We start from the raw sequence: 26,036 nt of genomic DNA, 5'->3' as shown, positions 1-26,036 counted from the left end.
GATTCGCCGCCAGTTCTCTCCAATATGAGATGAGAACTCGATGAAACCTGAGCACAGGTGATCATCAAAGCGAATCTCTGGATTTCGAGGGTGAGGGCTGGCCTATGTCACGGATTAGCGGCGCCGGAGGGTCGCCGACTCCCCTGCGGAAAACCGGCGACCCAAGATCGACCGGCCCAGGAAGAGCGAAGTTCCTTTCACGGGAACCCGTACAGCCCGTGGACGAGACCAGGGCTCGCTATCAGGAAATCGCTAAGACGCTGGCCAGGCAGATCAAGAGCGGAGACTTCGCACCCGGCGCGCCCTTCCTGTACCAATGGGAATTAATGCGGAACTACAGCATCGACAGCAGCACAGCCGCGCTGGTTTGCATGGAGCTCAAGAAGCAGGGTCTCATCCGCCATTGGAATGGCCGCGCCTATGTTGTCAACCTCCACGCGAAGGCCAGGGACGCCGCCCCTATCGTCGCCGCCATCATCGAGAAGATCCAGTCTGGGGCGATCGGCCCGCACCAGCGGGTTCCCAGCCTGACAACAGTGCAGAAGGAGTACAGCACAACGATCTGGACCGCCCGCAGGGCAATAAACGCCCTGATCGAAAGCGGCTGGGCATACCGGATTCCCTACCGAGGCACATTTTCCGTGCCCGAGCACCTGTGGCCGGCCAAGAGCACGTATGGGATCTCCCCCGGAAAGCCGGATCTCTCTGACTGCCACGGCATAGCCGACCTCGAAAATCGGCTTGCGGCGCATCTGGGCTTCCCCGAGGCAAACGAAAGACGCTCGTAGAAGCCGCACCTAAGGCTCGGCTTCGCTCCTCTCTTCGCCTGCTGCTCTCCGGGTGGACAACGGCATACGAGGTGATCAGCGACCGACCGTGCGAACGCTCTGCGTGACCTCCACAGCCCCGCCCCGGATTCCGCACGAATGCATGGCTCGAAACCAAGACCCGACACGCATCAACAATCAGGAGCCCGAACATGTTGAGCACCCCCGATCAAACCCACACCACCGAAACACCAGCCACCGAACCACCCCTGCTGACCTTGCCCTCTACAAGCACGATGCTGGGCACCATCGAACTCCCCGGCAACCTCAGCGCGGCTTCCAACGCTCGCACTTTCGTTCACAGCCTGCTCACCGGGTGGGCCGATGACCGACTCGAAGACGCGCTCCTGCTGGTTACCGAACTCGCCTCCAACGCCTCCCTCCACTCCGACTCCGGCCGCGACCCGAACGGCACGATAACGCTCCAGGTCACCAACACCGACGGATTCATCCACATCCAAGTGACCGACCAAGGGTCAGCACGCAGCGTCCCCTACCTGGTCCCCGACCCCGAACAACGATGCAGCGGATTCGGGCTACAGCTGGTGGACTCCATCGCCTCCGAATGGGGACACGATTACCAATACGAAGGCAAACGCGCGGTGTGGTTCAATCTGGCCCCGCCACCCCAAGACGGCGAGAGTGCAGGCGGTCAGAGTCTGACCTGGACCGAGCTGATGTGCCAGCGCGCAGGCGAACAGCTCGATCTCTACGTGGACGCCGGACTCATCAGCCTGCCTCCCGGCATGCGCCCTACCCCTCCCGCCAAGCAAAGAAGGCCACATCGGAGCGAGCAGGCAGCACAACGGGAACAGATCGCGGAGAGCCTGGCGAACCGGATCACCAGCGGTGAACTCGCCCAAGGAACGCCGATCCCCACCATTCACACCCTGATGAACGAGCACGAGATCTCACTACGGTCGGCGTCGCGGATTCAGCATTCGCTGCGGGATCGGGGCCTGGTCCGCCTGATTCCTGGCCACGGCTACGTGGCTGGCCCTCCTGGCCCGCCACCCGAACCCCTGCGTCCTCCGGTGCGGGAACAGGTCGTCCACGTCGCCGCCGTGCTGGTAAGGAAGATCCGCCGCGGAGACATCGCCCCGCACGCACGCGTCGCCACATTCCCGGAACTGGCACGGGAGCACGGCCTATCCAAGCACGCGGCCTGGGACGCGCTATGCCTGGTCCGCTCCCGAGGCTACGCCTATGACACCAAGCACAAAGGCACCAGAGCCACCACCTTCGACCAGTGGTTCCCCGAGGACACATCCTTGGAACGACGCGACCCACCCCCCAACCACGTGCTCGAGCCCCGCCACCGAAAGCCGCGACTGGCACTTGTTCCCAAGGATCCGAGAGTTGGGTCGCGCGAATGGGTGGACAACAACGGCGAGCAGGACCACCGTATCGAAGTCGGCTCCTAGCAGCTCCATGAGTTTCCTCCACGAGCGCCCGCTGATCCCACGGTCGACGGCACCTTGCAGACGCTCACCGCCTTGAACATCAGCATGCTCACCCGCCTGAAGGCGCGACTCGATCCCACCACCGCGGAACGCCTGGAACTGCGTGTCTATGACGAGACGATCCGCTTCAATATCCTTCTCGTGGACGGAACGACCTGCGTCGTACAGCCCTACCTGCCCGCAGCCCGAAGAGTCGACTCCCCCACCCTGGTCATCACCAACGACGCCACCGAAGCCGGGCTCTTCCCCGTCTTCGCCCAGGTCTTCACCTCACTGTGGGAGCGGAGCACACCCGTATGACCATCGACGCCCGCGAGCTACTGCCCCTGGCAGAGCAGGCCGTCAGCATCGCCCGGGAATTCCTCACCGAACTTCCCCGAACCGTCACCGCCAAGGGCGACCGCGACATGGTCACCGAAGTCGACTACGCCATCGAACAAGCCGTCCGCGACTTCCTCGCCGGCGAGACACCAGAGATCGGCTTCCTCGGAGAAGAGGAGGGAATCACCGGCAACCGCAACGGCCTCATGTGGGCACTGGACCCCATCGACGGCACCGCCAACTTCACCCACGGCATCCCACTCTTCGCCATTTCCCTCGGCCTCATCGACAACAACCGGGCCATCCTGGGCGTGATCGACCTCCCCTTCCTGGGATCGCTCTACAGCGCAGCAGACGGAGCAGGAGCCACCTGCGACGGCAAACCCATCCACACCAGCGCAACCGACACCCTCAACGCCGCCATCGTGTCCATCGGCGACTACGCCGTCGGACCCAACGCGGAACACAAGAACCGACTCCGCATCCCGCTCAACCACCAGCTGGCGACCCGCGTCCAACGCGTCCGCATGTACGGCTCCGCCGCCATCGACCTCGCCTGGGTCGCCCAAGGCAAATCCGACGCCTGCATCATGCTCTCCAACAACCCATGGGACACCGCCGCCGGCATCACCATCGCCCGCGAAGCCGGAGCCCACATCCTCGGCATCGACGGCACCCCACACTCCATGACCGCCACCGCCACCATCGCAACCACACCCAAAATCGCCACTGAACTACTCGCGATGATCAACCAGACCCGCACCGAACTGGGCGCGTAAATCTGCCGAATTGGGCTTTAGCGATCAAGCGGCGGCGCGGCGTGCCGCCGTACCCGGCCTCTACCGCACGCCGACCGGGCGTGCGGCGTGCACGCCGGTCCCGGCCGGCGCGGTCCGGGCCGTCCACCGACCTGCGCCCCCGCCGAACCTGTAACGAACACGGGCGTGGGCAGTGCGCCGCCAGAACATCTTGGCTCCGGTCGGACGGATCCCTCGCTCTCGCAGCATCTAAAGTTTATGTGCGCCGCGCGCTGCCCCCGCAAATGCATCTCCAATGAGGTGCTCGGCGCTTTTGAGCCGATGAATCCCGGCCGCACTACAACAAATATTAGATCGAATCGATGGCCTACCGTAAGCGAACCCCCCTATATATTGGTCGCATCATCAATGAGTCCATATGGGGGATTACTCGGATTTCCAGAGAACTCACGAATAACATGCCGGACCGCCAGCGCCGGCGGAACGTTGTCCACTATTATGATTTGCGCACCCGCACCATCCTGGAAGAGCCAATCGATGATATGACGATATATGCCATTTACGATTGCCCCAGCCGAAATCCCCATGAATTCATCCGTAGAGTCACCTCTACTCTCCGGAGCAAGATTCTTCTGAGGACTATCAATCATTAGGAACCCAGGATGACGACCTTGGTATTCGTACGCAAGCTCGAATAGAGTCAGTTCCCAGGCCAGGGCAAGAAGAGTCATAGCGCCCGACGAGCCGACGCGATCATACCTAAGACCTCGGACATGAGGTATTAGCCACCGATCAAAGTAAGCATTGGATAGCTTTGGGAATCCAAAATCGAGCAATATGGAATTGAACCTGGCCGAGAAGCTCTCGAGAACGGCGTCGCGAGCTCTTCTATTCCCTTCGATCTCACGTATGCGTTGCGTTATTTCTGATATCCGACCAACAAGTCGAGCAATCTGATCTGATTTGGCTTCCACCGAGACCAGCATTCGCTGCTGTTGCGCAAGTTCCGCGCGTGCACTTTCAGCGTCGCTAATGGCTCTTGCAATAGTATCCCGCTGTGCCAGCAGGGGTGTTACCGCATCACGAGTCACTGAATCGAACTGCTGCTGTATAGCGGCGGCAGCAGCGTCCGCTGCAACAGAATCGCGACGAGATTGATCGACCTCGTACTGCAACTTATCGATGTATTCCTTAAGTTCCTTTAGGCGCCTCTGCGTACTCTTGAGCTCCCGTGAAATATCGATGGAGTGGTCGTTGGCTTGCTGTTCTTCTTCTCCTGCTACAAGACTGGATTCAATCGATATGGGAATCATGGTATTTTGCGAGCTGACTGGTTCGCCACCACTGAGTTCCTCAAGAATGTCGTGGCCAGTGGAGGGATTCGTCAAAGCTGGCCTCGTCGAATCCCTTACCTCAGGTAAGGCCGCGTGGCATAGAGAGCAACGCCCCTCGGCAATAGTCGGGCTCGATTTGAGTTCGTTAAAGCAGGCGGGACAGACGGAGATGCTAAGTGGGTCGAATATGCGTCTAGCCTCGGCTAGCAATGCAAGCTTCTTTAGGTCCTCTGAATATTGAGCCTTTAGAGGCTTCAACCGCCGGAGAAGAGTCTCTCGATCCCGAAGCTTCGACCCAGCTTCGCGAGCCTCTTGAGCTTTCCGAAGGTACTCATTTCGAAGTTCTGCCGCAAAAGAGGTCCGCTGAGTAGCCTGTTCATCGAGCACATTCATCTGCTGGCGAGCCAGCCTTAGCGACCGTTCGACTTCATCTTCCTTCGTTTGCAGTTCGATCGGATCGGACACGCCCTGTTCGCGAAGAAAGGTACGGAGAGCTTTTATTCCGGTTCGTTCCGTGGCAAGCTCAGTTCGAAGCTCAGCAACCTGGCTTGCGAGAGCAGCTCCCGTCTCGTCATGGACATCAAAAATGATGTCCACAACTTGTCGCAGTTTAATAGCAATATGCGGCTGATGCTCTCGTATCAGATTTCCATTATCAAGCCTCGAGTTTGAAAGATACCAGAGCTCTGATAGGTCTCGAAAGCTGAGCGTCTGAGTTGGTGAATCCGGTTTTGTTGGCGCCTGCCTAAGCTTGAGCCCATCCAAGCCGCACAGCTGAAGAAAGAATTTGGACAGGCTATCCTCAGCTCCGGAATCTGTAGAAAGCCGTCGCGGCATTCCGGTGTAGTTGTCCAAGGATCCCCGATATACGTTGGCCCACCTCGATGACCCCTCGATGGTCCGCTCGATGACATAGCTGACTTCCTCTATCGCCCAGCGAGCCGCATCCGTACTAACACTAGCGGAGGCCCCTCCCACATCATGGGTGGTTGGGGCAGGGTCTCCTTGAAATGGCTCAAAGGCCGAGATCTCTAGCTGTGCCGATCGGACGCTTTGTAAAATCTCGATGTGCTCCGGGTGCCTATTAGCACCCAGGCAAAAGTCAATAAATTCCAATACTGTGGTTTTTCCAGTGCTAATTTCTCCTGCCAATATAGCTAACTGCCGAAGCGTGCCCGATTCATCCTTAAAGCTTATCTCATAATCTTTTCTGTACCCGCGAAGCCTGAGGGCGGAGATCCGGAATCCAGAGTCTCTCGTAGTTACCATAGTTATTCGCTCCTCGGCTATATGTTGTAGAGGTCTAGTAGCGACGGGTCTGCCTTAAGCCATCTACGACAACTGTCCCTGAGCTTAGTGTCCGAAAGGATGCGTATTCTACTACCTATAACCGCCGCACTTTCGCGATATGAATGCGCGTAGATACTATTGAAGTTGCCCGCAAGAACTCGGCCTCTTTCGGATATCAAATATATGATTCGCCCTTGCTGTGTCTGTACATGCGCCAAGGAGTACGAGACGAGAAAAGCCAGATCATGTCTAATCCGCGATGCTCGTGTCACGAAGCGTTGACCGGGAGATGCGTACATCAGTGGTCTTACAGAGAAGCCGGCCAAAATCAAGCGCTTATAGGCAGCGTCATCAGGCTCTACAACTAGAAATGGGTTCGCTGAAAAGAAATCCAGCACGCCAAGCCTGTCTAGGTCCAATGCCCAGTCGCTGCGATCAGATACCTCAAGCAGTAGAAGCAACTGCGCTAGGCGAAAGACCATGTCATCTTCGACGCGGAAATCGGTACTTCTGAGTAATTTTTCGTGGTTGTCGTCCGACCTATGATGAGCCATCTAGATGGCCTCCTCTGCCGAAAGAGCTGATCCATCTTTATCCTCATCCAGCCCGCCATCTGATATGGCTTCGCTGGCGTCCAAAGCAGGGCCTGAGAAGTGCAAGTTAGCGATCTCCTTATAATTTCGAACCCAACCAGCACGTCCATCATTAACCCTCTGGTGGACTACGCCGTAAGCGTGAATTAGGCCACATTTCAAGAACGAAGGCATCGAAGGATGGTAATCTCGAACAGCGTCCATAACTCGCTCATAGAGTCCAGGAAGGAGCCGTCCAGAGTTTGACTGAACCGCTGTGTTGAAGCGCTGAGCCCATAGCGATGCCAGAACGGCTCTTGAATCATTTAACGCCGCAACTTCGTCGGGAATCGCCTTGTCATTTACTTCATGAGTGAAGATTTCGGCGTTGAAGAATTCTTCCTTGGCTTCGTCGCATGCGATGAGCCCTGCCTCGTGCATTTGTTTTACAAATAGCGCGCCTTCATATTGATCCAGGTCTTCCAATCGAACCGTAGGCCTGTTCACAGAATCGGCGATTGCTGCTGTGGGATTGAAGTAGTACTCTCGAATTACAGCGCCTTCGTCAGTTAGCAGCATCTGGCGTAGGCGAATTTCATTCCAGAGGTCTATCGCTACACCGGTTTCCTTTTCTTTTCTCTTCTTCCAGCCCTGCCACCATTTTTCATTTGGACCGTCGAAGTTACAGGGCATACAGAGCGCCCAGGTCAGGAGTTCATACCCTTCATCCTTCGCTGCTTTACAAGCACTCTCAAATGCCTCTCGTACCTGCGATTGCTGAGACTTGTCGAACCCGTCGATGAAGAATTTGGATTGCCATACTGACACGGCACCCTCAACCAAACTTCCGACATAGGCATCTATTCCCCAATCGCCAGGGTTTGCCTCAATAGTTGAGACATCTGGATACTTGATACCAACCACGTCTTGAACTAACTTCTCAAACGTTGCCCGTCCACCATCTTTGGAACCAGCCCGTACATGTAGCACATTGAAGTCAATTAGACCTGACGTCAGGAGTGCTACTTGCATCGTGTAAGGCCCTCTATTCTAGAGTCCTGCTGTGTAGGTCCAGCTGGCCGACATCAGTTCAAGCTTTTCACATGGTTTACCCATATGCACGCATCAATTTGGCGATCATGATAGGTAGACGAATGCACCCAAAGCGGGCATTCCTGTAGCTGGAATCAGGTAGTACGCATATGGGGTGTGAGATCTTTTATGCGTTTGATACAAGGAGTCGTTCGACCAGGCCACGCGGTTGGCACACTTTTAGTAACAAGACGGTTACGCGGGTGAGTGGCCAGATCCAAGCGGTGACCTCGTCTTCGCCGATGCTTGGTTGAAGCAATCTCGGGGACCCCGCTACGGCACTCACGATCGCTTTGCTGGGGTTGGTCACCGCGAATGGCCAGGGGCGATCGAAGATCCAGAGATGATCGTAGCCAGCACCGCCCCTACGATCGCCTGAGTCCGGTCGACCGCCGTATGTGGCTGGGGGCGATCGGCGGGCTGGGACTTCGTTTCTCAGCCCCAGCCCATCGGACACGACGCAGGCGGCAACCCCTTATGTGTCCGGCACCCAGTGGTGGACCCGTCATCGTGCCATTAACATGCCATTAGCCAAGGTGACGAAGGGTCAACTACGGTCACTTACGAGCGGCGCAACTCCCAGGTCAGAGCATCCACGGGCCGCGATCCATGCAATTCCCAAGCTGACAGCGCGGGTTCGATTCCCGTCGCCCGCTCCACATGCGAAAGCCCAGGCCATCCGATGGATTCGGATCCTGATCCGATGGATTCGGATCCTGGGCTTTGGTCTTGTAAGGGCTATGATCTCTGCGCTATTGGCCACGTGGATCACCCAGGGAGTCAGACCCCGCGTGGATCATGCATCGTCTTCGTGATCGAGATCGTGGCCGATCAAGTTGCGGACGCTTGGCCGCTATGAACATCAGCATGCTCACACGTCTGAAAGCGCGACTCGACCCCACCACCGCGGACGCCTGAGTACGCTCACGTGGTGTTCGGTGGCTTGGAGATGACTCCGGATAGGTAGGCGGCCCCCTCCAGGATCTGGGGGGTGAGCTTGATCCCGGTGAGTCTCTCGATCAGGACGAGCCCTGGCCCCCGGTAGAGCTCCCACCTGTGCTCCCCACAGTCGCGATCGAGCTGCTCCATGGTCTCCACTAGTTCGTCGGGAACCTCGGAGAAGCCGTCCTGGGCCCAGAAAGCGAACCGGGTCTCCCCGTCCTCCACCCAGCGGAACTCCTCCAGGCCCTTGATGTCGAGATGATAGAGAGAGACCAGGCGGGTGTCCGCCGACAGCGGCACGATGAATTCGTCGTTGGCGCCAAGCCAACTGTTGTACTGCACGACGAACGCCCAGTCACCGACGCTCGTCACCGCGACAAACTCGGTCTTGTAGTCGTAGCGGGCGCCAGCGTCCATCAACTCATCGAGCGTCATCCAGGAGAAGTCTTCCGCTCGGCCACCCATCCGGGCTACGAGCTGCTCGGGTGTGAACCCCCGGACGAAGATGAAGCTGAAAGCCTCCGCGAAGCCGGAGTCGGCGAACCAGGCGTAGCCGCCGGGGGGCGTGATCATGCAGCGATCATGGCAGAGCCCACCGACACAACCTGCCGAGCAATCGGTCTCTCTTGACCGATCGCTGATCGGGGACAGGTGCCGATAAGGAAAGGGTCATGTCCATGATCACGTGCCAGATCCGTGCCAGAACAGGCGGGGAACCACGGTCACTCACAGGACTCACGGTCACTCGACCCACCCTGACCTGCACCCTCGTTTCCCCAGCTCAGGATGCCAGGGCCAGCAGATGATTCCCAAGCTGACAGCGCGGGTTCGATTCCCGTCACCCGCTCCAACCTAGAAGGCCCAGGTCACGGATGTTTCCGGTCCCGGGCCCTGATTGTTTCTGGAGCCTTTTCGATCTTCCGTGCGATTAACGTGCAATTAGGCGATCGGGACCAGGACCACGGCTGTGCCCTCGTCGTCCTCGTCATCGCCACCGCTGATGTGCCGGTGTCAATCCCCTATGACTCCGAACGGTCCGGCCTCGACCATGAACCTCTAGTCAATACTCGGGACTCCTGAGCCCTCTCCACAGGCTGGCGAAGTGTTCGGGATCGGGCCTTTCACGCTGTAAATGTGTTTGATCTTGATTATTTGCTCGTGTCGCGGTAGGTCCGCATCTCGGCCATTTGGCCGTCTTTCATGCCGATGAGCCAGACCAGGCGCGTGGTTGAGTGTTGTGCGGTCTGGCTGACGGCACCGACGACGGCGATGAGGTCGTCGTTGCCGAGGAGGGCGTCCACCTGGAATCGTAGGTCCGGCTGGGCTGCACGGATCTGCTCGACGGCCTGCTGCACGGCGTGGGGTCCGCTCACCTCGGGGTGAGCGTGGTCGATCCAGTCGGGATGGAGGATCTGGGTGGCGATCGAGACGTCGCCGGTGTTCCACATCTCGAAATAACGCGCGGCGATCTGCTGGGGTGGAAGGGCGTCATCGCTGCTCATCAGCATCTCCTTCGGTGTTGGGAAGACGTCAGGCTACGGCGGGTTGGGCGTCGTGCTCGGGTCGCTCGATAAGCTTTCCGCCTGCGAAGGTAGCCCCGGCGCGGACCAGGGCGACCAGGTAGGGTACGTTGATCGCGCGCCAGCGCTTCTCAAGCTACCTCCACGTCCATCTGCTTGACGCGCGCAACAGGAGTCTCGTCTCTGGTCATGGGCGGGAAGCATAGACTCCGCCACCGACAAGATCGGCTATCAGAGGCAGCGCTACCGGCTGCCGCTGAGCGCCAACATCAGCGAGTTTCCCGTGCCAGATGCGTGCCAGAACAGGCGGGAACCGCGGTCGCTCACGGGGACTCACGGTCACTCGACCACCCTAACCTGCACCCCTGTTTTCCCAGCTCAGGGCAGCAAGGTCAGTAGATGATTCCCAAGCTGACAGCGCGGGTTCGATTCCCGTCACCCGCTCTCATTGCAAAGGCCCAGGTCACCGATAGTTTCGGGACCCGGGCCTTGATTTTTACAGCGTATCTCCAGCCAGTGCAGCAGCTTTGGTCGGCGCAGGTGCGGCGCTAGACGCGGGCGACAGATGTGGACGGCGCCAAAGGTACGCGCGGTGAAGATGGCGAACACGGCCAGGCGGCCACCGATTCGGGCACGCTCTCAGCGTGGTCAAGGTCGAGTGGGGGTGGCCTGACCCTGATCGACCCGATCTAGAGTGTCGTATGGCCGAAGAGCGATGGTTCCATTTCGATGATGAAGATCAGCCCGATGACGTGCAGGTCGCCTTCACCGAAGCGTTGAGGGAGCATGCAGCATGGTCTCTGATAGCTGACGATGTCGAGGTACTGCTCCCGAACTATTACGCGTTCGGGTACCGCCCCCAGCCGGGCGAAACATCGTTCGGCAAGCTTCTGGTGTACGCGTATCTGCCTGCCCCTGGATTGGGGCTCAGCCTTTTGACGGTAGGCGCTTACCTCGATGGGTCCAAGATTCGCGGCGACGAGCTCCATAACCAGCTGCTGACCTTCCCCGAAGAGCCCACATCACTCGCCTTCACGGGGTCTGGTAGCCCTGCGGAGCTGGCAGCGATCACGGGCGATTGGTTCGGGACCATCTGGAGGCGTCCGGTCGTTCGCTACGAGTGGCTCCGGTCTCGACGGGTCTACGCGCATAGATTTCTTTTCGCGGACACAGGCCAAGGTCTGGTCGAAGGCAGAACCCGTACCGCCACCCTGGGAGCGCCTGATCGCATTGTTCACGTCCGAGGCAAAGCAACCACATGAGGCTGAGCGATCAACCAAGTTCCAGGTGGTCGACACATCATGAAGCCTCTGATGAACGATCTCGACCTGCTTGCAGTCGAAGTCCAGCAGCACCAGCCCATCCGGGAACCACTCATCCTCGTCCAAGTCCCAGACCACCTGCATGCGCGACAGTCGCCGACCCACAGGCCCAGCCGACCTACTTCCCTGCGCCGCCATGGCCACCCGACAGACCGGTCATCTACTCTGGCCTGTAGCGGGGCACCCGAAGTCGAACACCTGACGATTCTCCTGCTCGACCGCGCCAGGAGACGCGAGCACAAGCTCAGGTTAGCGACGGCCGGGCCCGATCTCGTGCCAGATGCGTGCCAGAACGGACGGAGAACCACGGTCACTCGCGGGGACTCACGGTCACCGGACCTTCTCTGACCTGCACCTTCTTTTCCCAGCTCAGAGCACCAAGATCAGCAGATGATTCCCAAGCTGACAGCGCGGGTTCGATTCCCGTCACCCGCTCTACTCTATTCGCGGCCTGACCAGGCGATCCCTTGATCACCAGTCAGGCTTGTGATCTCTGTGGACTCACCGTGGGCTCACGGACCCGCGAACGATCTTCCCGATTCCCTTTGGCATGACCTCTGACCAGCTGAAACTGGTTTGGTGGCACGCATCGAGACCCGCATCCGCAAGGACGGGAAGACCAAGACCTACCGAGTCAGTTGGAGACTCGGCGGCAGCCGAACGGGCGCCTGGCAGTCCGAGACCTTCGAGCGGAAAGCACCGGCCGTCACCTTCAAACTCGCCGTGGAAGCGTGCGACCACCAATGGCCGGACAACTGGATCCGCGGCTCCGGCTGGGCTCCAGCCAACGAGCCGACGCCTCCCGCCAAGCAGGACCCCCTCCTCTTCGCCGAGTACGCGCAGCGGTTCGTGGCCGCCCTGTCCGGAATCGAAGAACGCACCCGCCACGACTACCAGCGCGACCTGAAGAACCACATCCTGCCCGCGTTCGGCGTCCTAGACCTCCGCGACGAAACCGAGAATTTCGACCGGGCCATAGTCTCCGCCTGGGTCAACACCCTCCACCTCGGCATCCCCAACCCCGACCACCCCCGCCAATGGCTACGCCGCCCCCTGGCCCCAAAGACCATCCAGAACCTGCACGGCCTGCTCTACGCCATCCTGCGAAACGCCGTGGAGACCGTCCCGCTCATCCGCACCTCCAACCCTGCCGCCCGCACCCGCCTGCCCCGCCTCGACGACGGCGAAGGCGACGAGGAAATGGTCTTCCTCACCGAACAGGAATTCCTCCTGCTACGCGCCGGCGCCAAACCCGACGTCCGCGACATGCTCGGCGTGGCGTTCACCCAGGTATCGGGAGTGAAGCTGGGGACGCGCGGTCAGTACGCATCGAGGGCGAGCATCGGCTCCGCGCTGCTCGGCAGCTGAGCATGTCACTCCCTTGTGGTGCGTGCCAGCAGCGGTGCCGACCTCCCCCTCCAGTCGCTTGATGTACTGCGAGAGTGGCGGCTGCGCCATGTATGTGCAATCGCTCCGCCGCACGTCGGAGCCGAGCTCCTCGGCGACGCGACGAACGCGCGCAAGTGCCGGAGTTCCATCTCGGAAGTCTCCCCCGGCACCGTTGACTTCGACGGCCGCCCCTGTGCGGCTACCTCTGAGCCAGTCGGGTCAGGCATCCGGCACCTTCACCCTGAACTGCACGCTCTGCATGGACTCGACCGGCTCGCGGGGCAGCGCAAGATGCGCAGGATGGACGAGGTAGGCGTTGAAGTCCTCGAGGGTCTCGAACTCCGTGACGATGGCGTAGTCGGCGTTCGCCGGACGTTCGCCGAGGTCGCGCCCCTGCCTTGTGCGGATCGGGAAGTCGAGTCGGCCGGGCAGGGCGGCGACCGCCTGCGCGAACGTCTCGATATCGGCCGCGCTCGCCGAGTCCCTGAATTTGAGCGTCACACAGTGGATCAGCATCGCGACCTCCTCATGCGGCAGCTCTGCCGCAATCCGCCACTTGCGTTCAAGTATGTGATCGATGATAGACATGACGCGCCGCCGATCGGTAGACCTCCCCGCGAACTCGTCAGCATTTGCAACGTTGATCTCTAGCAATCGCCTTACCGGTGGCCGACAAGTCCATCGATCCCAAGCCGGATATTTGTGATTGACCATTGACATAATTCGGCCGACGACCCTAGCTTGTGCTGTGTCGCGCCGGTCCGGGAGCCGTGCCGACCACAACGAGGAGAGGCCTGATGATGAAGCTGGGTTGCGCCTTCGCAACGTCGCTGGAGACCCCAGAGCACATCCGCATCGCCGAAGCCCTCGGCTACGAGCGAGCGCTCTGCTACGACTCCCCCGCGCTCTATCCCGACGTGTGGATGGTGCTGAACCGCGCGGCGGAGCTGACAGAACGGATCGTGCTCGGCCCCGGGGTGCTGATCCCGAGCCTGCGGCATCCGATGGTCACGGCGTCGGCGATCACGACGCTGGTGCACACCGCCGGCGAGCAGCGGGTGTTCGTCGGTGTCGGCAGCGGATTCACCGGCAGGTTGGCCATGGGTCGCCCGCCGGTTCCGTGGGCGCAGGTCGAGCACTACGCCCGCACCGTGCAGGCCCTCCTCCGCGGTGACCAGGTCGAGTGGGAGGGGGCGATCATGCAGCTGATCCACCCCGACGAGCGCTTCGGCCCCGCCCTTCCGATCACAGTGCCGTGGGGCGTGGCAGGCGAAGGCCCCAAGGGCACCAAGGTCGCGCGCGGTCTCGGCGCCGAGCTCATCCGGCTCGCGGTCCCCGAGCCGGGGTTCGAACCGCAGTCGATTGTGTTCGCAGGCACCGTGCTCGACGACGGCGAGCACCCAGGATCGGAACGCGTGGTCGACGCGGCAGGCCACGCCGCAGGCCTGTACCTGCACTGGGCGGTGGAGCACGGCGTCATCGACGAGCTGCTGGGTGAAAGCGGCCACGTGTGGGCCGCCGCCTACGACCACATTCCCGAGAACGTCCGCCACATCGCGCTGCACGACCGCCACGTCGTCGGCGTCAACGACGTCGACCGGCCCTTTATCACCTCCGAGGTGATGACCGCCACGGGCGTGGCGCTCACGCAGAAGGAGTGGCGTACCAGGCTGGACGCCCTCAAGGAAGGCGGCTTCGGCTACGTGCACTACCAGCCGGCCGGCCCCGCCATTCCCCGCGAGCTCGAGGCGTTCGCGGCCGCCTACGCCAGCTGATCGGACCAGAAGGGAAGGATCGCCGACGGCGATGGAAGACCTGACGTTTATCGAGTGGCAGGTTGACGGGCCGGTGGCCACGGTGTGGCTGAACCGGCCGCCGGTCAACGCGACAGATCAGCAGCTCTACAGCGAGGTCCGGCAGTTCTTCGGCCACGTGACCGACTACCTGCCCGACGCGAGGGTGGTTGTGCTGGCCGGCCGGGGCAAGCATTTCTGCGCGGGCAACGACCTCGGTGAGTTCCAGACCATGGACCCCGACAACGCCCCAACGCGGCTGAAGCTCGCCCGCGAGGCGTTCTGGGCCATCTACGACTCACCGCTGCCGGTCATCGCCGCGGTGCACGGCGTCGCGGTCGGGTCCGGGCTGGCCATCGCGGCGTCGTGCGATCTGGTCGTGGCCGCCGAGGGCGCACGGTTCGCCACGCCCGAGGTCAACGTAGGGGTGCTGGGCGGGGCGAAGCACCTGTCCCGGCTGGTGCCGCAGGGTGTGGTGCGGTTGATGCACTACACCGGCGACCTCTACCCGGCCGAGAAGCTGCTGCCCTACGGCGGGATCGTGGAGATCGTCCCGGAGGAGCAGCTGCTCGACTCGGCGCACGCGCTGGCGCGCTCGATCGCCCGGCACAGCCCGGTGACGCTCGAGCTCGCCAAGCGCAGCCTCAACGGCATCGAGTACATGGAGCTCAAGCCCGGCTACGAGTTCGAGCAGAGCCTGACCCGGGAGCTGTCGGGGTACGCGGACTCGAAAGAGGCGGTCAACGCGTTCCTCGAGCGCCGCGCACCCGTCTACACGGGGCGGTGACCGTGCCGATGGAATCGCTCGACGCGTTCCGCGCGCGGGCCAGGACTTGGCTCGCCGCCACCGACATCCCGGCGGTGCCGCTCGATCTCGACGGCCGCTTCGCGACCCTGCGGCAGTGGCAGAGGACGCTCTTCGAGGCGGGCTGGGTCGGCATCGCCTGGTCGAAGGAGGCCGGCGGCCAGGAGCTGAGCCACCTCCACCACCTGGTGTTCGTCGAGGAGCTCGTGCGGGCGGGCGCGCCTCAGCCCATCGGGATGATCGGACTGGAGGTCGTCGGTCCGTCGATCGACCGATACGGCAGCGACTGGCAGCGGCGCGAGCTGCTGCCGCGGCTCCTGTCCGGCGACGACATCTGGTGCCAGGGGTTCTCGGAGCCGAACGCCGGCTCCGACCTGGCGTCGCTACGGACCCGGGCGGTGGCCGACGGCGACGAGTTCGTCGTCTCCGGCCAGAAGATCTGGACGAGTTGGGCGCACCTGTCGCAGCGGTGTGCCCTGCTGGTACGCACCGACACCTCGGTGCGCAAGCAGGCCGGCATCAGCTACCTGCTCGTCGACATGACGAGCCCGGGCATCACCACCCGGCCGATCACGCAGATGACCGGCGACCGGGAGTTCTGCGAGGTCTTCTTCGACGACGTCCGGGTGCCCCGCCGCAACCTGCTGGGTGAGGTCAACGGGGGCTGGGCGATCGCCACCCACACGCTGGGCAGCGAACGCGCCGGCGCCACGCTGCGCCGCCGCGTGGAATGCGAGGTGGCGTTGGACGAGGCAGTCGAGCAGCTGCGGGCGAAGGCGGGGCCGTCGAGCGACAGCCGGGCTGCGGCCGCCGTGGGTCACGCGCACATCGCAATGCGGGTCCTCGACGCCCAGACCCGGCAGACCACCGCCCGCCTGGTAGCCGGCACGGGCCCCACCCCGATGGACTCGGTCGACAAGCTGCTGCTCACCGACGCCGAACAGACCGTCTTCGCCGAGATCGCCGGCCTGCTCGGACCGTTGCGCGCGGTGCCGGGTGCACGGCCGCGGGGGCTCGCGGCGCAGCGGTGGACCCACGAGCATCTCTACTCCCGCGCGGCCTCCATCTACGGCGGCTCGTCGCAGATCCAACGCACAATCATCGCCGAGCGACTGCTGGGGCTGCCCCGTGTCTGACGACGAGGAGTACGGCAGCGCCGTCGACGAATACCTCAGCCGCGCCTACGACGGCGACCGGCGCCGCGCGGTCCTCACCACGGGAGGCTGGAACGCGGGTCTGGCCGCCGAGCTGGCCGGGCTCGGCTGGCACGGCCTCGCGGTGCCCGAGCAGCACGGCGGCCTCGGCGCGCCGCTGCCAGCGCTGGGGCCAGTCTTCATGGCGCTTGGGCGGCACCTGGTCGTCGGGCCGACGCTGGAGAACACCCTGCTCCCCGCGGTGCTACACGAGCACTGGGAGAGCGCACCTGCACTCGCGGCGGCCGTCGAGACGGGGGTGCCAGTCGCCCTCGTCGACCCCGGCGTCACCGACGACTGGGCCGCCGACATCGGTTCGGTGACGCTGCGCGAGCAGCGGCTCTCCGGCACGGTCGAAGCCGTCCGCTTCGCCGGGCAGGCGAGCCTGCTCGTAGTCGTCGCCGCGACGGACGACGGCGAGGTCGTGTGCCTCGTCGACCCGGCCGCGGCCGGCGTCCGCGTCGAGGACGTCGACAGCTCCGACCCGGCCACCGCGTTCGCGCGCGTCACGCTCGGCGACGTCCGCGCCAGCGTCACGACCCCCGCCGACAGCGGAGAGCTCGTAGCCGGCATCCGTTCGTGGGCGCGGCTGCTCATCGCCTGCGAGCTCAGCGGCCTGGCCGGGCACGCCGTCGACCGCACCGTCACCCACATCGGGCAGCGGGAGCAGTTCGGGCGTCCGATCGGAAGCTTCCAGGCGATCAAGCACATCGCCGCCGACATGTATGCGCAGGCCACGAGCCTGCGCAACCTGTGCACCGCGGCGCTCTCCGACGCGGTCGAGGCCTCGGCGGCCGAGCTGGAGGTCCTGGCGTGGACCGCGAAGGCGCACGCCGCGGACGTCGCCGTGCGCGTCTGCGAGGACGCGGTCCAGTTGCACGGCGGCATGGGCTTCACGACGGAGACCGACGTCAGCGCGTACTACCTGCGCACGCTGGCCCTGCGGAGCTGGTATGGCGACGCGACCGAGCTCCGGCGGCGCATCGGCGCAGCCGTCCTGAACCGAGTCTGAGAGGCAGACGTGAGAGCGACGAGGCTCGACGATGAGCAGATCCGGCGGAACAGGGAGGCCGGTTTCTGGGCGGGGAACCTGGTCGACGGCTACCTGTCCACCGCGACCGCCCGGACACCGGACGCCGTCGCGGTCGTGGACCGGTCGGGGTCGCGCACTTACCGCGAGCTCGACGCCGACGTCAACCGCCTTGCCTCCGCGCTGCGGGGGCGCGGGGTCGGCCGCGGCGACGTGGTGTCATGGATGCTCCCGAACTGGGCCGAGGCGATCATCGTCCACCTGGCGACGATCCGGCTCGGGGCCGTGAGCAACCCGATCATCCCGATCTACCGCCACCAGGAGACGTCGTTCATCCTGCGGCAGGCCGCATCGAAGGTCGTCGTCGTCCCGCACGAGTTCCGCGGCTTTGACTACCCGTCGATGATCGACGACATCCGCGGTGAGCTCCCCGCGCTGGAGACCGTCGTCGTGGTGGACGGGCCGGCCGGCGCCGGCCACGTCGGTTTCGCCGATCTGCTCGACGACGGCAGCAGCGAGCCGGGCGACCACGGCGGGCGCACCGCCGACGATGTCGTGCTGCTGCTCTACACCTCGGGCACGACCTCGGCGCCCAAGGGCGCGCTGCACAGCCACAACACCCTCGACTACGAGAACCGCAGCATCATCGAGTTCTTCGGGCTCACCACGTCCAGCACCGTCTTCATGCCCTCGCCCGTCGGGCACATCATCGGGGTGCTCTACGGCATGCAGCTGCCGTTCATGCTCGGCACGTCGGTGGTGCTGCTCGACATCTGGAAGCCGGAGCGGGCCCTGGAGCTCATCCAGCAACACCGCTGCAGCTTCACGGTGGCCGCGACCCCGTTCCTGCACGGCATCGTGCACCATCCGCGGATATCGGAGTTCGACACGAGCTCGATGCGCATCTTCGCCTGCGGTGGCGCCGATGTCCCACCGGAGCTGATCAGGGCGGCGACCGCGGCGCTGGGCTGCACGGTCAGCCGCGGCTACGGCTCCACCGAGTACCCCACGGCGACGGCCTCCAACTCGGCCGACGCCGTGGCCAAGCGCGCGCAGACCGACGGGCGCACCATCGGCGCCGCGCGAGTACGGGTGGCAGCCGACGGCGAGCTGCAGGTCCGCGGGCCGGAGATGTTCCTCGGCTACCTCGACAGCTCGCTCAACGCCGACGCGTTCACCGACGACGGCTGGCTGCACACCGGCGACCTCGCCCGCATCGACGACGACGGCTATGTCGAGATCGTCGGCAGGCAGAAGGACATCATCATCCGCGGCGGGGAGAACATCAGCGCCAAGGAGATCGAGGACCAGCTGTTCGAGCACCCCGCGATCGCCGACGCCGCCGTCGTCTCCACACCCGACCCCGTGCTCGGCGAGCTCGTGTGCGCGGTCATCGTCCCCGAACCCGGCGCGTCGATCACGCTGCCCGAGGTAATCGAGTGGCTCACCGTCCGGCGGATGGCCCGCCAGAAGCTCCCCGAACGTCTCCTGCTGCTCGACGAGATGCCGCGCAACGCGAGCGGCAAGGTCCAGAAGTTCCGGCTCCGCGAACTGACCCACGCGACCGCCGTCCACTGACCCCCACCGATCGGAGTTCGACGATGAAGCTGCACTCCCTCACCGAGTTCGCCTCGGGCCACCAGTTCTTGGAGGGCCTGCGCTGGCACGACGGCGCGCTCTGGGCCAGCGACTTCTTCAGCAAGAAGGTACTGACCTTCGCCGCCGACGGGACGGCGACGACGGTCGCGGAGATCCCCGGCTCGCCGTCGGGCCTCGGGTTCCTCGCCGACGGATCGACGCTCGTGGTCTCGCAGGCCGACGCGACGGTCACGCACATCGCCCCGGACGGCGCGCTCAGCACCTACGCCGACTTCAGCTCGATCGCCGGCGGCCTCGGCAACGACCTGCTCGTCACCGCCGACGGGCACGGCTACGCGGGCAACTTCGGGTTCGCCATCGGCGCCGAGGACCCGAAGCCGACGGCGCTGGCCCACATCGACCCCGACGGCACGGTCCACCGCGTCGAGGGCGACGTGCTCTTCCCCAACGGCATGGCCGTCACCGGGGACGGGACGCTGCTCGTGGCCGAGACGTTCCGCCATCGCATCACCGCCTACGACATCGGGCCCGACGGGCGGCCCGCGAACCAGCGGACCTGGGCACAGCTCGCGGAGTCATTCAACCCCGACGGCATCGCGCTCGACAGCGACGGCGGCGTCTGGTTCGGCAACGCCCTCACCATGGGCGAGGACAGCGGCTTCTATCGGGTCGTCGAGGACGGCGAGATCACCGACAAGGTGCCGGTCACCGGAGCCCAGGCCACCGCGTGCGCGTTCGGCGGTGACGACCTCGGCACGCTCTACATGAGCTGCAACATCACCACGGTCGAGGAGTTCGTCCGGGGCCAGTCGAAGGCGGTCGTTGCGGCCGCCGTCGTCGGACGCAACGGATCGCCGGGTTCGTCGGGCGTGTGAACGCCCCCGGGCTTCCGGTGGATACGATGGCCGGGTAGGCGGAGAGGAGGCGAACGGCCGGTGGATACTGTCGCCGCGGAGTCATCGCCTACCCGGAAGTCCCGTCCAAGCAACCGGCGGGCCGAGATCGCCCGGCACGCCGGTGAGCTCTTCAGCGTCCGCGGATTCCACGCCGTCCGCATGGACGACATCGCGGAGGCGAGCGGCATCACCGCCCGGGCGCTATACCGCCACTACGAGAACAAGCAGGCCCTGCTCGCGCACGTCGTGCGGGAGAACCAGCAGCACGTCATCGACGTCCTCACCGCCCTCGCCGAGCAACCGGTCGGCTCTCGCCAGTCCGACGCTGACCTCACGGCCGTCACCAACGCCGCGCTCGACAGTCGCAGGTTGTCGCCGCTGTGGCAGCGCGACGCACGCCACCTCACCACGGACGACTACCGGCTGGTCAGGCGGCAGACCCGGTGGATCGCCGCGACACTCGGCGAGCTGTTCCTCAAGCACGACCGCGCCGACCTCAGCTCCACCGTCGTCGACATCCGTAGCTGGGTCCTCGTCAGCATCATCTCCGGGCACGGCCTCTACGACAGCCCGCTGCCTCGCGCGCGCCTGGCCGGCGAACTCATCGCGGCGGCCCGGCGGGTCATCGACGGCCCACCCGCGGACGTACCCGTGCCGGACCCGTCCGCGGCCGAACAGGTCGACCGGACGCCAGCCGCGCGCCGCGAGCAGCTCATCTGGGCCGCGGCACGGGCCTTCCGCGACAAGGGGTTCGGCGGGGTCGGCAACGACGACGTCGGCGGCCAGCTCGGGATCGTCGGCCCGGCGCTCTACCGCTACTTCGACAACAAGGCCGATCTCCTCGTGGCCGCCGTGAACCGCCTCCACGAGTGGCGCGCGCTGGAGATGACCCGCGCGATGCGAACCCCGTGCCCCGACGAGCAGGTGTTGCCGTCGATCGTGCGGGGCTACGTCCGCGTCGCGATCGAAGCGAGCGAGCTGCTCGCCGTCTGGCTCACCGAACGGCCCTACCTGCCGGACGCCGCGCGGGAGCGGTTCGATCGGATCGAGGCCGACTACGTCTCCGAGTGGCAGCGCTGGCTGTCGGTCGCGCGGCCCGATCTGCCGGACACGGTCGCGACGTCGCTGGTCAAGACCACCAAGACGGTCATCGACGACTGCGCCCGCATCCAGCGCCTGCAGCGCTTCCCGATCTTCCCCGCCGAGCTCACCGCCGCCGCGCTGGCGACGCTCGGACTCCCGGCCGGGAGTCCGAGCACGGGGTAGCCGTTCAGCCCCGGGCTGGCGGTCGACCCGCAACCACCTCGCGAACCGCGTCGAAGATCGGCTCCGGCTCGGTGCGCCGAAGCCAGTCGGGAGCCACGTCCGCGAGCCGGACGAGCCCGGCGCGATCGATCACCACCGACGCCGTCATCGGGAACTCCCAGCTCCCGTTCAAGCCCAGCGATACGGTCCGCCGGTACCAGTTGCCGGGTCCGGTGATGGAACGCGGATGTGCTGATAGGTTCCGCCGAGTGAACGCCAGCTAACGCCGGTTGATCGTGGTGCTGATAGGGATGGTCGATGAGACCGATCGCCTCACCTGCCGCAACAATTCTGGGCCAAGGGACAGTTCCTGAACACGGAAGCGACTTCGCGCATAAGTGACAACCTTATGGGCCGGGTGGGGGCGTGAATATCGAATGAGTTCCGATCCGCCGCCACACTACGTGGGGTTCGCCAGGGATCTGTTCCTCTCCGTAGCTGAAAGTGGCCCGCCCGTCACCGTCCCAAGTCATCTCGAAGACGCCGGGATGGGCGGTGACGCCTTTCACCCGCAGCCCTGGACGGAAGGGACGCTCTGGAGCGGCCAGATCAGGAACGAACGCCTCCATCACGACCTTGCGGAACAGAGCCAGTCGCGGCTCGGGAAGTTTCTTCCAGTCTCGCTCGAATCGCGGCGTGGTCTCGAAGGTCGGCATCAGTCGTCCGCCGCCCCCAGCTTGTCCAGGTGAGCGAACATATCCTCCGCGGACTCGTGCTTGCTCCCTCGCCCAAGCCTGATGTCCTCGTCCGCCTCCCGCTCCCCCGCCAGCCACTCCGGAGCGAAGAACCAGGCCTGGTCAGTGGGAATGGAGATGTAACCCCGCACAGTGATGGTGCCATCGTCCAGGACCGCGAACTCCACTTCGTCGCCCTCACCGATGTGGTGCCTGGCGGACCTCCTCTGGCAAGGTGAGCTGCGACTTCGCGCGAACCTTTGCGCGAGCCTTCAACCGCGGCTCCGGCTGTACCTTGCCTGTGAGCGTCGCCATGATCCGCCCCCATCACACATTCAGATTCTCCGACAATCCGACTCTACCCGCTCAGGTAATCACCTACGCATATGCTCGGACCCTCCGTCTTGATCCCAAGACGACCAGATGGGCAGGCCAGGCCTGCTACGCACTGACAGCACGGATCCAGTCAACCTCGTCCCGGCGGGCGGTCGTGACGCGCACCTTGTGCCGAACCTTGGACGCCACAGTCAGGACGATTGATCGCGTGCCAGATCCGTGCCAGAACAGGCGGGGCACCAAGGTCATTCACGGGGACACACGGGCAGTCGACCCGCGCTGACCTGCGTCCCTGTTTTCCCAGCTCAGGACGGCAAGATCAGTATCCGATTCCCAAGCTGACAGCGCGGGTTCGATTCCCGTCACCCGCTCCACGTGTGTACGCCCAGGTCAACCAATGGATTCGGGACCTGTGATTTGATCTTGTTAGGTTGCTTGCTCTCTGCGTGCCATCAACATGGCATTGGCCTTGTGGATCAGTCGGGGGGAACCAGCATCCCGGGCGGATCGTCCTCGTCAACCTCGCGAAGCTGATCGTGGCCGATGGTACTTGTCGATCGCCGCTGTGATGACCTTGTCCGCACGTCGTACGGCATGCTGATAGGGTCATCGCAACACGGACGTTGTCATGCCTCATCCGAGCTATGAGGTTCTTGAGACCGGCACCGTGATCGCGTTGCGCAGTGACGACCAGGCAGCGGACATTGACGGTCCGGGCCGGTGATGCCGAGTTGCCCGACGAGATCCGTCCACCCGCCGGGTTGAGACCCCGAGCAGGTACTGTCGGCGCCCACGCTGATCAGCGCCTGCTCCGCGCGGCGGCGGCATTCCAGCAGCCGGTCCTGGGAAATACGAGATCTGCCGCAGCTTCGGGATCGCCAGCTCGATCATTCCCGCCCGGGTGTCCCACTCGCGGGTGCGCTCTTCGCCGCACTGCCCGTAGCCGGCTCTGCAGGCAGTCAGGTGATAAAGCCAGCCCGCTGCCGCCGCTATAGACGCTGGCCGGCGCGGACAGGACTCATGCTCGATGGGTGCCGGAGACCCACCCAGGCGGGCTACCCCTGGATGAGCCTCCGACGTCTATCAAAAGGAACTACCCTGTGATCGTCCTGCAGGCGACGGGCAGTACTGAGACGACCATCGCGAGAGTTAGAAGCAGGACGCAGAGGCGGACGGTGTAGCTCGTGCTTCGAATCGTGATCTGCACCGTCCGCCCAGTCTGCCTGACCGCCTCAAACCGCCAGTCAGGTACGTATCTGGACACGCCATCCTCCTTTCGTTGTGATGATTGGGTGTGGTCGGTAGCACCCTATGTGCAGCACCGCGGAGAAGCGGATCCGCCAAAGCCTCCATCCAGGCGCAGGGTTGTGTGTTTGTCGGCCTACGGTAGAAACTTGCCATCCCAATTACATTATTCTTCCACCCGACTCGGTCATTGTGTCGAGAAACGACATGTCGAGTTCTCGACATGGGGATACGATTTCAAGATGTCCAACGCAGATGTTCATCATGGCAATGCCGAGTCCAACCTGGATCTGCTTCGAGCAAGGGTTCAGAGCGCAAGGAACTATAACGATCTCTCCACAGATCTAGCCGAGGCAATTCGTGGGGCCCGATCCGTGTCGATAGACAGCATGGTCCTAGGCGGCGAACGAGGTAGCGCTATTTTGCGCATATATTCAATAGCGACAGAAACGGAGGTTAGACCCGGTGAGAAGATGGCCGTCACCCGGTCTTGGTACATGAATGGCGAGACAAAGGATCTCACGGTTGAGGAGTTCCTTCAGAAAGAAATAAAGAAGACAAGGCGACTATGGGAAGTCGGCACTCGTGGATCCGCGAGAAAGTCATGGTTCTACGAAGAGTCCGATCGAGCGTTAGCTGCTTACATGCAGGTGCTCAGGTCATACTTGGGACGAAAGCTGAACGTGGATTTGAACGAACGGCACCTGACAGCCGAGGACGTGTTCAAACATGTGTTCGCCGACGTCTTCGAACTACAGGGGATAGTAATACCGAGCGATCCAAGAGACAACTTCACTGACCCTAAAGCCGTCAACATCGGAAATCTCGCTGCTGCCGCCGTCGAGGCACGTTTGGCAGATTCCTCAACGAAAATCCGGAAGCGAATTGCCGTAGATATGTATCGCAACGGCGAGACCAACATTCGTAGAATATCAAAGCTCACAGGGCTCGCTCGTGACACGATCTACAAGGAGCTCGAATCGGAAAATTAGAATGCGAACTCAATTCGGGCGAGCCGAGAGACTTTGGCCACCTGCACAGATTTCCGATAAAAGGCCCAGCTAATGGAACCGTCGCCTGGGGCTAGAGTCGCAGCTCTCGCCGGACATCTCAATGGAACGTAAAAAGGGCTACTAACGTCGACCACGCGCTAAGCGTAGTTGCGACGACACTCCACGATCCAGATGCAGCGATCGTGCCGATGATCCCAAAAGGTCATTCGCCACTGAGATGATCTGCCGCAACCCTTCCAGAGCCTCGGTGTTGAGACTTCCTGTTCTCTAGCCGCTCAGTAATACGCTCCAGCCGTGCAACAGGAGTTCGAAAGCCTCTATAAGCCAGGCATCGATAAGTTCATCAGAAATTTGGGGAGATACGAGCTATATGTTCCATGGTCCTCATGACACTGAGGATCTCGGAGCAGAATCCATCGCCTACTGAAACTCGCCGCTGCGGAACAGCAGTAGAAGTTGACGGACCGAGTCTCGAAGCGGCTGCCTTCAAGCTATGCGTTCGCGAGCTGTCGGTGATGCACCGTTAGAGGCTCGATTTCAGTGGTGTCATCGTCGACAACGAGTTCGACGCGGAACCGAACCCCCATAGCTGCACCGAGGCGCACAAGCGTGGCTATGTCTGGTATGCCGCCCCCGCCCTCGATGCGGGATAGAGCAGGTTGAGACATCCCGGCGCGCTCCGCTACGACCTTCTGAGACAAGCCTCGGCGCCTACGGATCTCACGCAACTGATCGCCGAGCTCCAGGTCACGGCCCGCCTGCTCGTATTCAGGGTGAGGCTGCGCATCCGCTTCCATCTGGCGCAGACGCTTCGCCTTGTAGGCTTCCCAACGGCTGTGACCCATCATGCGCTCCTCTCGAACACGTGCGTGATGGTGAGGTCGTGCTCTGCCTCGCATCGCTTCTTAGCAGCGATCGCTCGGTTGATGTCGGCGGCCTGCGTCCCATCCTGTGTCTTGCGGAAGACCGTAAGGACCACGATCACTTTGTTGGATGGCTTCAGAAGGTCAATCACCAGGTCGTGCGGTCGAGAGCAACGCGCAGCTCGTGTACACCTTCGGCATCCTTCAGCTTCTTCACGCGATCTCCATCGGGGATGCCGCCAGTGACGAGGTAGTCGTCTACGTTCCGCATGACCCGCTGGTAGAGCGGAAAGGAGAGCCCGTCCAGCCAAGACTCCACCTCCGGCTCTAGATCGATCTCCCACTGAGACATACCCTCAATGATATATACACTCAATGGTAACTCGTGGCGGGATGAACTCCAAGCCTGACCCCGCGTTCGCGCCTCGCTCCTGGTCGCTGTCCTAGATCAGCA

Annotated in this window: 24 protein-coding genes and 1 pseudogene; 14 read left to right on the top strand and 11 right to left on the bottom strand. The window is 62.9% G+C overall.

Features of this window, described 5'->3' with window-relative positions:
• Positions 1 to 218: 218 nt before the first annotated feature.
• The 4 genes from Aple_RS04600 (at position 219) to Aple_RS04585 (ending at position 3,390) form a co-directional block, all read left to right on the top strand.
• Positions 219 to 788 carry a GntR family transcriptional regulator gene (locus Aple_RS04600; RefSeq protein WP_170321283.1) on the top strand — a complete coding sequence of 190 codons (570 nt, stop codon included), beginning with the start codon at positions 219 to 221 and terminating at the stop codon, positions 786 to 788.
• A gap of 191 nt (positions 789 to 979) precedes the next feature.
• Positions 980 to 2,251 (top strand): ATP-binding protein, encoded by a 1,272-nt coding sequence (locus Aple_RS04595; RefSeq protein WP_155343196.1) that lies wholly within the window; start codon positions 980 to 982, stop codon positions 2,249 to 2,251.
• Between the two features lie 72 nt (positions 2,252 to 2,323).
• Entirely contained in the window at positions 2,324 to 2,590 is a 267-nt protein-coding gene (locus tag Aple_RS04590) for a DUF5919 domain-containing protein (RefSeq protein ID WP_155343195.1), read from the top strand.
• Entirely contained in the window at positions 2,587 to 3,390 is an 804-nt protein-coding gene (locus Aple_RS04585; protein ID WP_155343194.1) for an inositol monophosphatase family protein, read from the top strand. The genes Aple_RS04590 and Aple_RS04585 overlap by 4 nt, the downstream gene beginning before the upstream one ends.
• 365 nt (positions 3,391 to 3,755) lie before the next feature.
• Here Aple_RS04585 and Aple_RS04580 read toward each other — a convergent pair whose 3' ends face one another.
• The 5 genes from Aple_RS04580 to Aple_RS04565 form a co-directional block, all read right to left on the bottom strand.
• The gene (locus Aple_RS04580; RefSeq protein ID WP_155343193.1) at positions 3,756 to 5,972 is read right to left on the bottom strand and encodes a hypothetical protein; all 2,217 of its coding nucleotides are present in this window, start codon (positions 5,970 to 5,972) and stop codon (positions 3,756 to 3,758) included.
• 17 nt (positions 5,973 to 5,989) lie between these two features.
• Positions 5,990 to 6,292, bottom strand: coding sequence for an ABC-three component system middle component 2 (locus Aple_RS56180; protein ID WP_373869570.1), 303 nt, complete (start codon positions 6,290 to 6,292; stop codon positions 5,990 to 5,992).
• A 255-nt stretch (positions 6,293 to 6,547) separates the two neighbouring features.
• Positions 6,548 to 7,597 carry a serine/threonine protein kinase gene (locus Aple_RS04575; protein WP_155343192.1) on the bottom strand — a complete coding sequence of 350 codons (1,050 nt, stop codon included), beginning with the start codon at positions 7,595 to 7,597 and terminating at the stop codon, positions 6,548 to 6,550.
• A 984-nt stretch (positions 7,598 to 8,581) separates the two neighbouring features.
• Positions 8,582 to 9,172, bottom strand: a complete 591-nt coding sequence (locus Aple_RS04570) for a DUF6461 domain-containing protein (RefSeq protein WP_155343191.1) — start codon at positions 9,170 to 9,172, stop codon at positions 8,582 to 8,584.
• Between the two features lie 575 nt (positions 9,173 to 9,747).
• Entirely contained in the window at positions 9,748 to 10,101 is a 354-nt protein-coding gene (locus Aple_RS04565; protein ID WP_170321282.1) for an ester cyclase, read from the bottom strand.
• Between the two features lie 719 nt (positions 10,102 to 10,820).
• On the opposite strand from Aple_RS04565, the gene Aple_RS04560 reads away from it, so the two are divergent.
• Both Aple_RS04560 and Aple_RS04555 read left to right on the top strand, forming a co-directional pair.
• The gene (locus Aple_RS04560; RefSeq protein WP_155343189.1) at positions 10,821 to 11,381 is read left to right on the top strand and encodes a hypothetical protein; all 561 of its coding nucleotides are present in this window, start codon (positions 10,821 to 10,823) and stop codon (positions 11,379 to 11,381) included.
• Between the two features lie 639 nt (positions 11,382 to 12,020).
• On the top strand, positions 12,021 to 12,809 hold the full coding sequence (locus Aple_RS04555) for a site-specific integrase (RefSeq protein ID WP_155343188.1): 789 nt from the start codon (positions 12,021 to 12,023) through the stop codon (positions 12,807 to 12,809).
• Positions 12,810 to 13,049: 240 nt separating this feature from the next.
• On the opposite strand, the gene Aple_RS04550 is transcribed toward Aple_RS04555, so the two are convergent.
• Positions 13,050 to 13,418, bottom strand: coding sequence for a Dabb family protein (locus Aple_RS04550; RefSeq protein WP_170321281.1), 369 nt, complete (start codon positions 13,416 to 13,418; stop codon positions 13,050 to 13,052).
• A gap of 209 nt (positions 13,419 to 13,627) precedes the next feature.
• Here Aple_RS04550 and Aple_RS04545 point away from each other — a divergent pair, with 209 nt between their 5' ends.
• The 7 genes from Aple_RS04545 to Aple_RS04515 are packed head-to-tail and all read left to right on the top strand — an operon-like array spanning position 13,628 to position 21,412.
• A complete protein-coding gene (locus tag Aple_RS04545) occupies positions 13,628 to 14,605 on the top strand; it encodes an LLM class flavin-dependent oxidoreductase (protein WP_155343186.1) in 978 nt (325 codons plus the stop codon).
• 31 nt (positions 14,606 to 14,636) lie between these two features.
• Positions 14,637 to 15,410: an enoyl-CoA hydratase-related protein gene (locus Aple_RS04540; RefSeq protein ID WP_155343185.1), complete on the top strand. Its 774-nt coding sequence runs from the start codon at positions 14,637 to 14,639 to the stop codon at positions 15,408 to 15,410.
• Positions 15,407 to 16,564 carry an acyl-CoA dehydrogenase family protein gene (locus Aple_RS04535; RefSeq protein WP_218038110.1) on the top strand — a complete coding sequence of 386 codons (1,158 nt, stop codon included), beginning with the start codon at positions 15,407 to 15,409 and terminating at the stop codon, positions 16,562 to 16,564. Before Aple_RS04540 ends, Aple_RS04535 begins: the two co-directional genes overlap by 4 nt.
• Positions 16,557 to 17,633: an acyl-CoA dehydrogenase family protein gene (locus tag Aple_RS04530; RefSeq protein ID WP_155343184.1), complete on the top strand. Its 1,077-nt coding sequence runs from the start codon at positions 16,557 to 16,559 to the stop codon at positions 17,631 to 17,633. Before Aple_RS04535 ends, Aple_RS04530 begins: the two co-directional genes overlap by 8 nt.
• Before the next feature lie 9 nt (positions 17,634 to 17,642).
• Positions 17,643 to 19,229: an AMP-binding protein gene (locus Aple_RS04525; RefSeq protein WP_155343183.1), complete on the top strand. Its 1,587-nt coding sequence runs from the start codon at positions 17,643 to 17,645 to the stop codon at positions 19,227 to 19,229.
• 23 nt (positions 19,230 to 19,252) lie between these two features.
• On the top strand, positions 19,253 to 20,125 hold the full coding sequence (locus tag Aple_RS04520) for an SMP-30/gluconolactonase/LRE family protein (RefSeq protein WP_155343182.1): 873 nt from the start codon (positions 19,253 to 19,255) through the stop codon (positions 20,123 to 20,125).
• 60 nt (positions 20,126 to 20,185) lie between these two features.
• Entirely contained in the window at positions 20,186 to 21,412 is a 1,227-nt protein-coding gene (locus tag Aple_RS04515) for a TetR/AcrR family transcriptional regulator (RefSeq protein WP_155343181.1), read from the top strand.
• A 4-nt stretch (positions 21,413 to 21,416) separates the two neighbouring features.
• Here the strand turns inward: Aple_RS04515 and Aple_RS04510 are convergent, their stop codons facing one another.
• The 3 genes and pseudogenes from Aple_RS04510 to Aple_RS56175 form a co-directional block, all read right to left on the bottom strand.
• The gene (locus Aple_RS04510) at positions 21,417 to 21,560 is read right to left on the bottom strand and encodes a hypothetical protein (RefSeq protein WP_155343180.1); all 144 of its coding nucleotides are present in this window, start codon (positions 21,558 to 21,560) and stop codon (positions 21,417 to 21,419) included.
• Positions 21,561 to 22,106: 546 nt separating this feature from the next.
• Positions 22,107 to 22,313 (bottom strand): AbrB family transcriptional regulator, encoded by a 207-nt coding sequence (locus Aple_RS54245; protein ID WP_246264140.1) that lies wholly within the window; start codon positions 22,311 to 22,313, stop codon positions 22,107 to 22,109.
• A gap of 895 nt (positions 22,314 to 23,208) precedes the next feature.
• Positions 23,209 to 23,415 (bottom strand): annotated as a pseudogene (locus tag Aple_RS56175) (transposase); the annotation flags it as partial.
• A gap of 533 nt (positions 23,416 to 23,948) precedes the next feature.
• Here Aple_RS56175 and Aple_RS04495 point away from each other — a divergent pair.
• Positions 23,949 to 24,698, top strand: a complete 750-nt coding sequence (locus Aple_RS04495; RefSeq protein ID WP_155343179.1) for a hypothetical protein — start codon at positions 23,949 to 23,951, stop codon at positions 24,696 to 24,698.
• A gap of 512 nt (positions 24,699 to 25,210) precedes the next feature.
• On the opposite strand, the gene Aple_RS04490 is transcribed toward Aple_RS04495, so the two are convergent.
• Both Aple_RS04490 and Aple_RS54240 read right to left on the bottom strand, forming a co-directional pair.
• The gene (locus Aple_RS04490; protein ID WP_246264138.1) at positions 25,211 to 25,567 is read right to left on the bottom strand and encodes a helix-turn-helix domain-containing protein; all 357 of its coding nucleotides are present in this window, start codon (positions 25,565 to 25,567) and stop codon (positions 25,211 to 25,213) included.
• A gap of 163 nt (positions 25,568 to 25,730) precedes the next feature.
• The gene (locus Aple_RS54240; protein ID WP_246264136.1) at positions 25,731 to 25,934 is read right to left on the bottom strand and encodes a hypothetical protein; all 204 of its coding nucleotides are present in this window, start codon (positions 25,932 to 25,934) and stop codon (positions 25,731 to 25,733) included.
• Positions 25,935 to 26,036 lie beyond the last annotated feature (102 nt).

Origin of the sequence: Acrocarpospora pleiomorpha, assembly GCF_009687885.1 — a bacterium.
Taxonomy (GTDB): domain Bacteria; phylum Actinomycetota; class Actinomycetes; order Streptosporangiales; family Streptosporangiaceae; genus Acrocarpospora; species Acrocarpospora pleiomorpha.
This window is presented reverse-complemented; position numbering and strand designations above follow the sequence as displayed.

Bases quoted from the DNA above. Each gene is read 5' to 3' on its own strand.
- Aple_RS04595 (WP_155343196.1), top strand. From the start codon at position 980: ATGTTGAGCACCCCCGATCAAACCCACACCACCGAAACACCAGCCACC.
- Aple_RS04585 (WP_155343194.1), top strand. From the start codon at position 2,587: ATGACCATCGACGCCCGCGAGCTACTGCCCCTGGCAGAGCAGGCCGTC.
- Aple_RS04580 (WP_155343193.1), bottom strand. From the start codon at position 5,972: ATGGTAACTACGAGAGACTCTGGATTCCGGATCTCCGCCCTCAGGCTT.
- Aple_RS56180 (WP_373869570.1), bottom strand. From the start codon at position 6,292: ATGTACGCATCTCCCGGTCAACGCTTCGTGACACGAGCATCGCGGATT.
- Aple_RS04575 (WP_155343192.1), bottom strand. From the start codon at position 7,597: ATGCAAGTAGCACTCCTGACGTCAGGTCTAATTGACTTCAATGTGCTA.
- Aple_RS04570 (WP_155343191.1), bottom strand. From the start codon at position 9,172: ATGATCACGCCCCCCGGCGGCTACGCCTGGTTCGCCGACTCCGGCTTC.
- Aple_RS04565 (WP_170321282.1), bottom strand. From the start codon at position 10,101: ATGAGCAGCGATGACGCCCTTCCACCCCAGCAGATCGCCGCGCGTTAT.
- Aple_RS04560 (WP_155343189.1), top strand. From the start codon at position 10,821: ATGGCCGAAGAGCGATGGTTCCATTTCGATGATGAAGATCAGCCCGAT.
- Aple_RS04550 (WP_170321281.1), bottom strand. From the start codon at position 13,418: ATGTCTATCATCGATCACATACTTGAACGCAAGTGGCGGATTGCGGCA.
- Aple_RS04545 (WP_155343186.1), top strand. From the start codon at position 13,628: ATGATGAAGCTGGGTTGCGCCTTCGCAACGTCGCTGGAGACCCCAGAG.
- Aple_RS04540 (WP_155343185.1), top strand. From the start codon at position 14,637: ATGGAAGACCTGACGTTTATCGAGTGGCAGGTTGACGGGCCGGTGGCC.
- Aple_RS04520 (WP_155343182.1), top strand. From the start codon at position 19,253: ATGAAGCTGCACTCCCTCACCGAGTTCGCCTCGGGCCACCAGTTCTTG.
- Aple_RS04510 (WP_155343180.1), bottom strand. From the start codon at position 21,560: ATGACGGCGTCGGTGGTGATCGATCGCGCCGGGCTCGTCCGGCTCGCG.
- Aple_RS04495 (WP_155343179.1), top strand. From the start codon at position 23,949: ATGTCCAACGCAGATGTTCATCATGGCAATGCCGAGTCCAACCTGGAT.
- Aple_RS04490 (WP_246264138.1), bottom strand. From the start codon at position 25,567: ATGATGGGTCACAGCCGTTGGGAAGCCTACAAGGCGAAGCGTCTGCGC.
- Aple_RS54240 (WP_246264136.1), bottom strand. From the start codon at position 25,934: ATGTCTCAGTGGGAGATCGATCTAGAGCCGGAGGTGGAGTCTTGGCTG.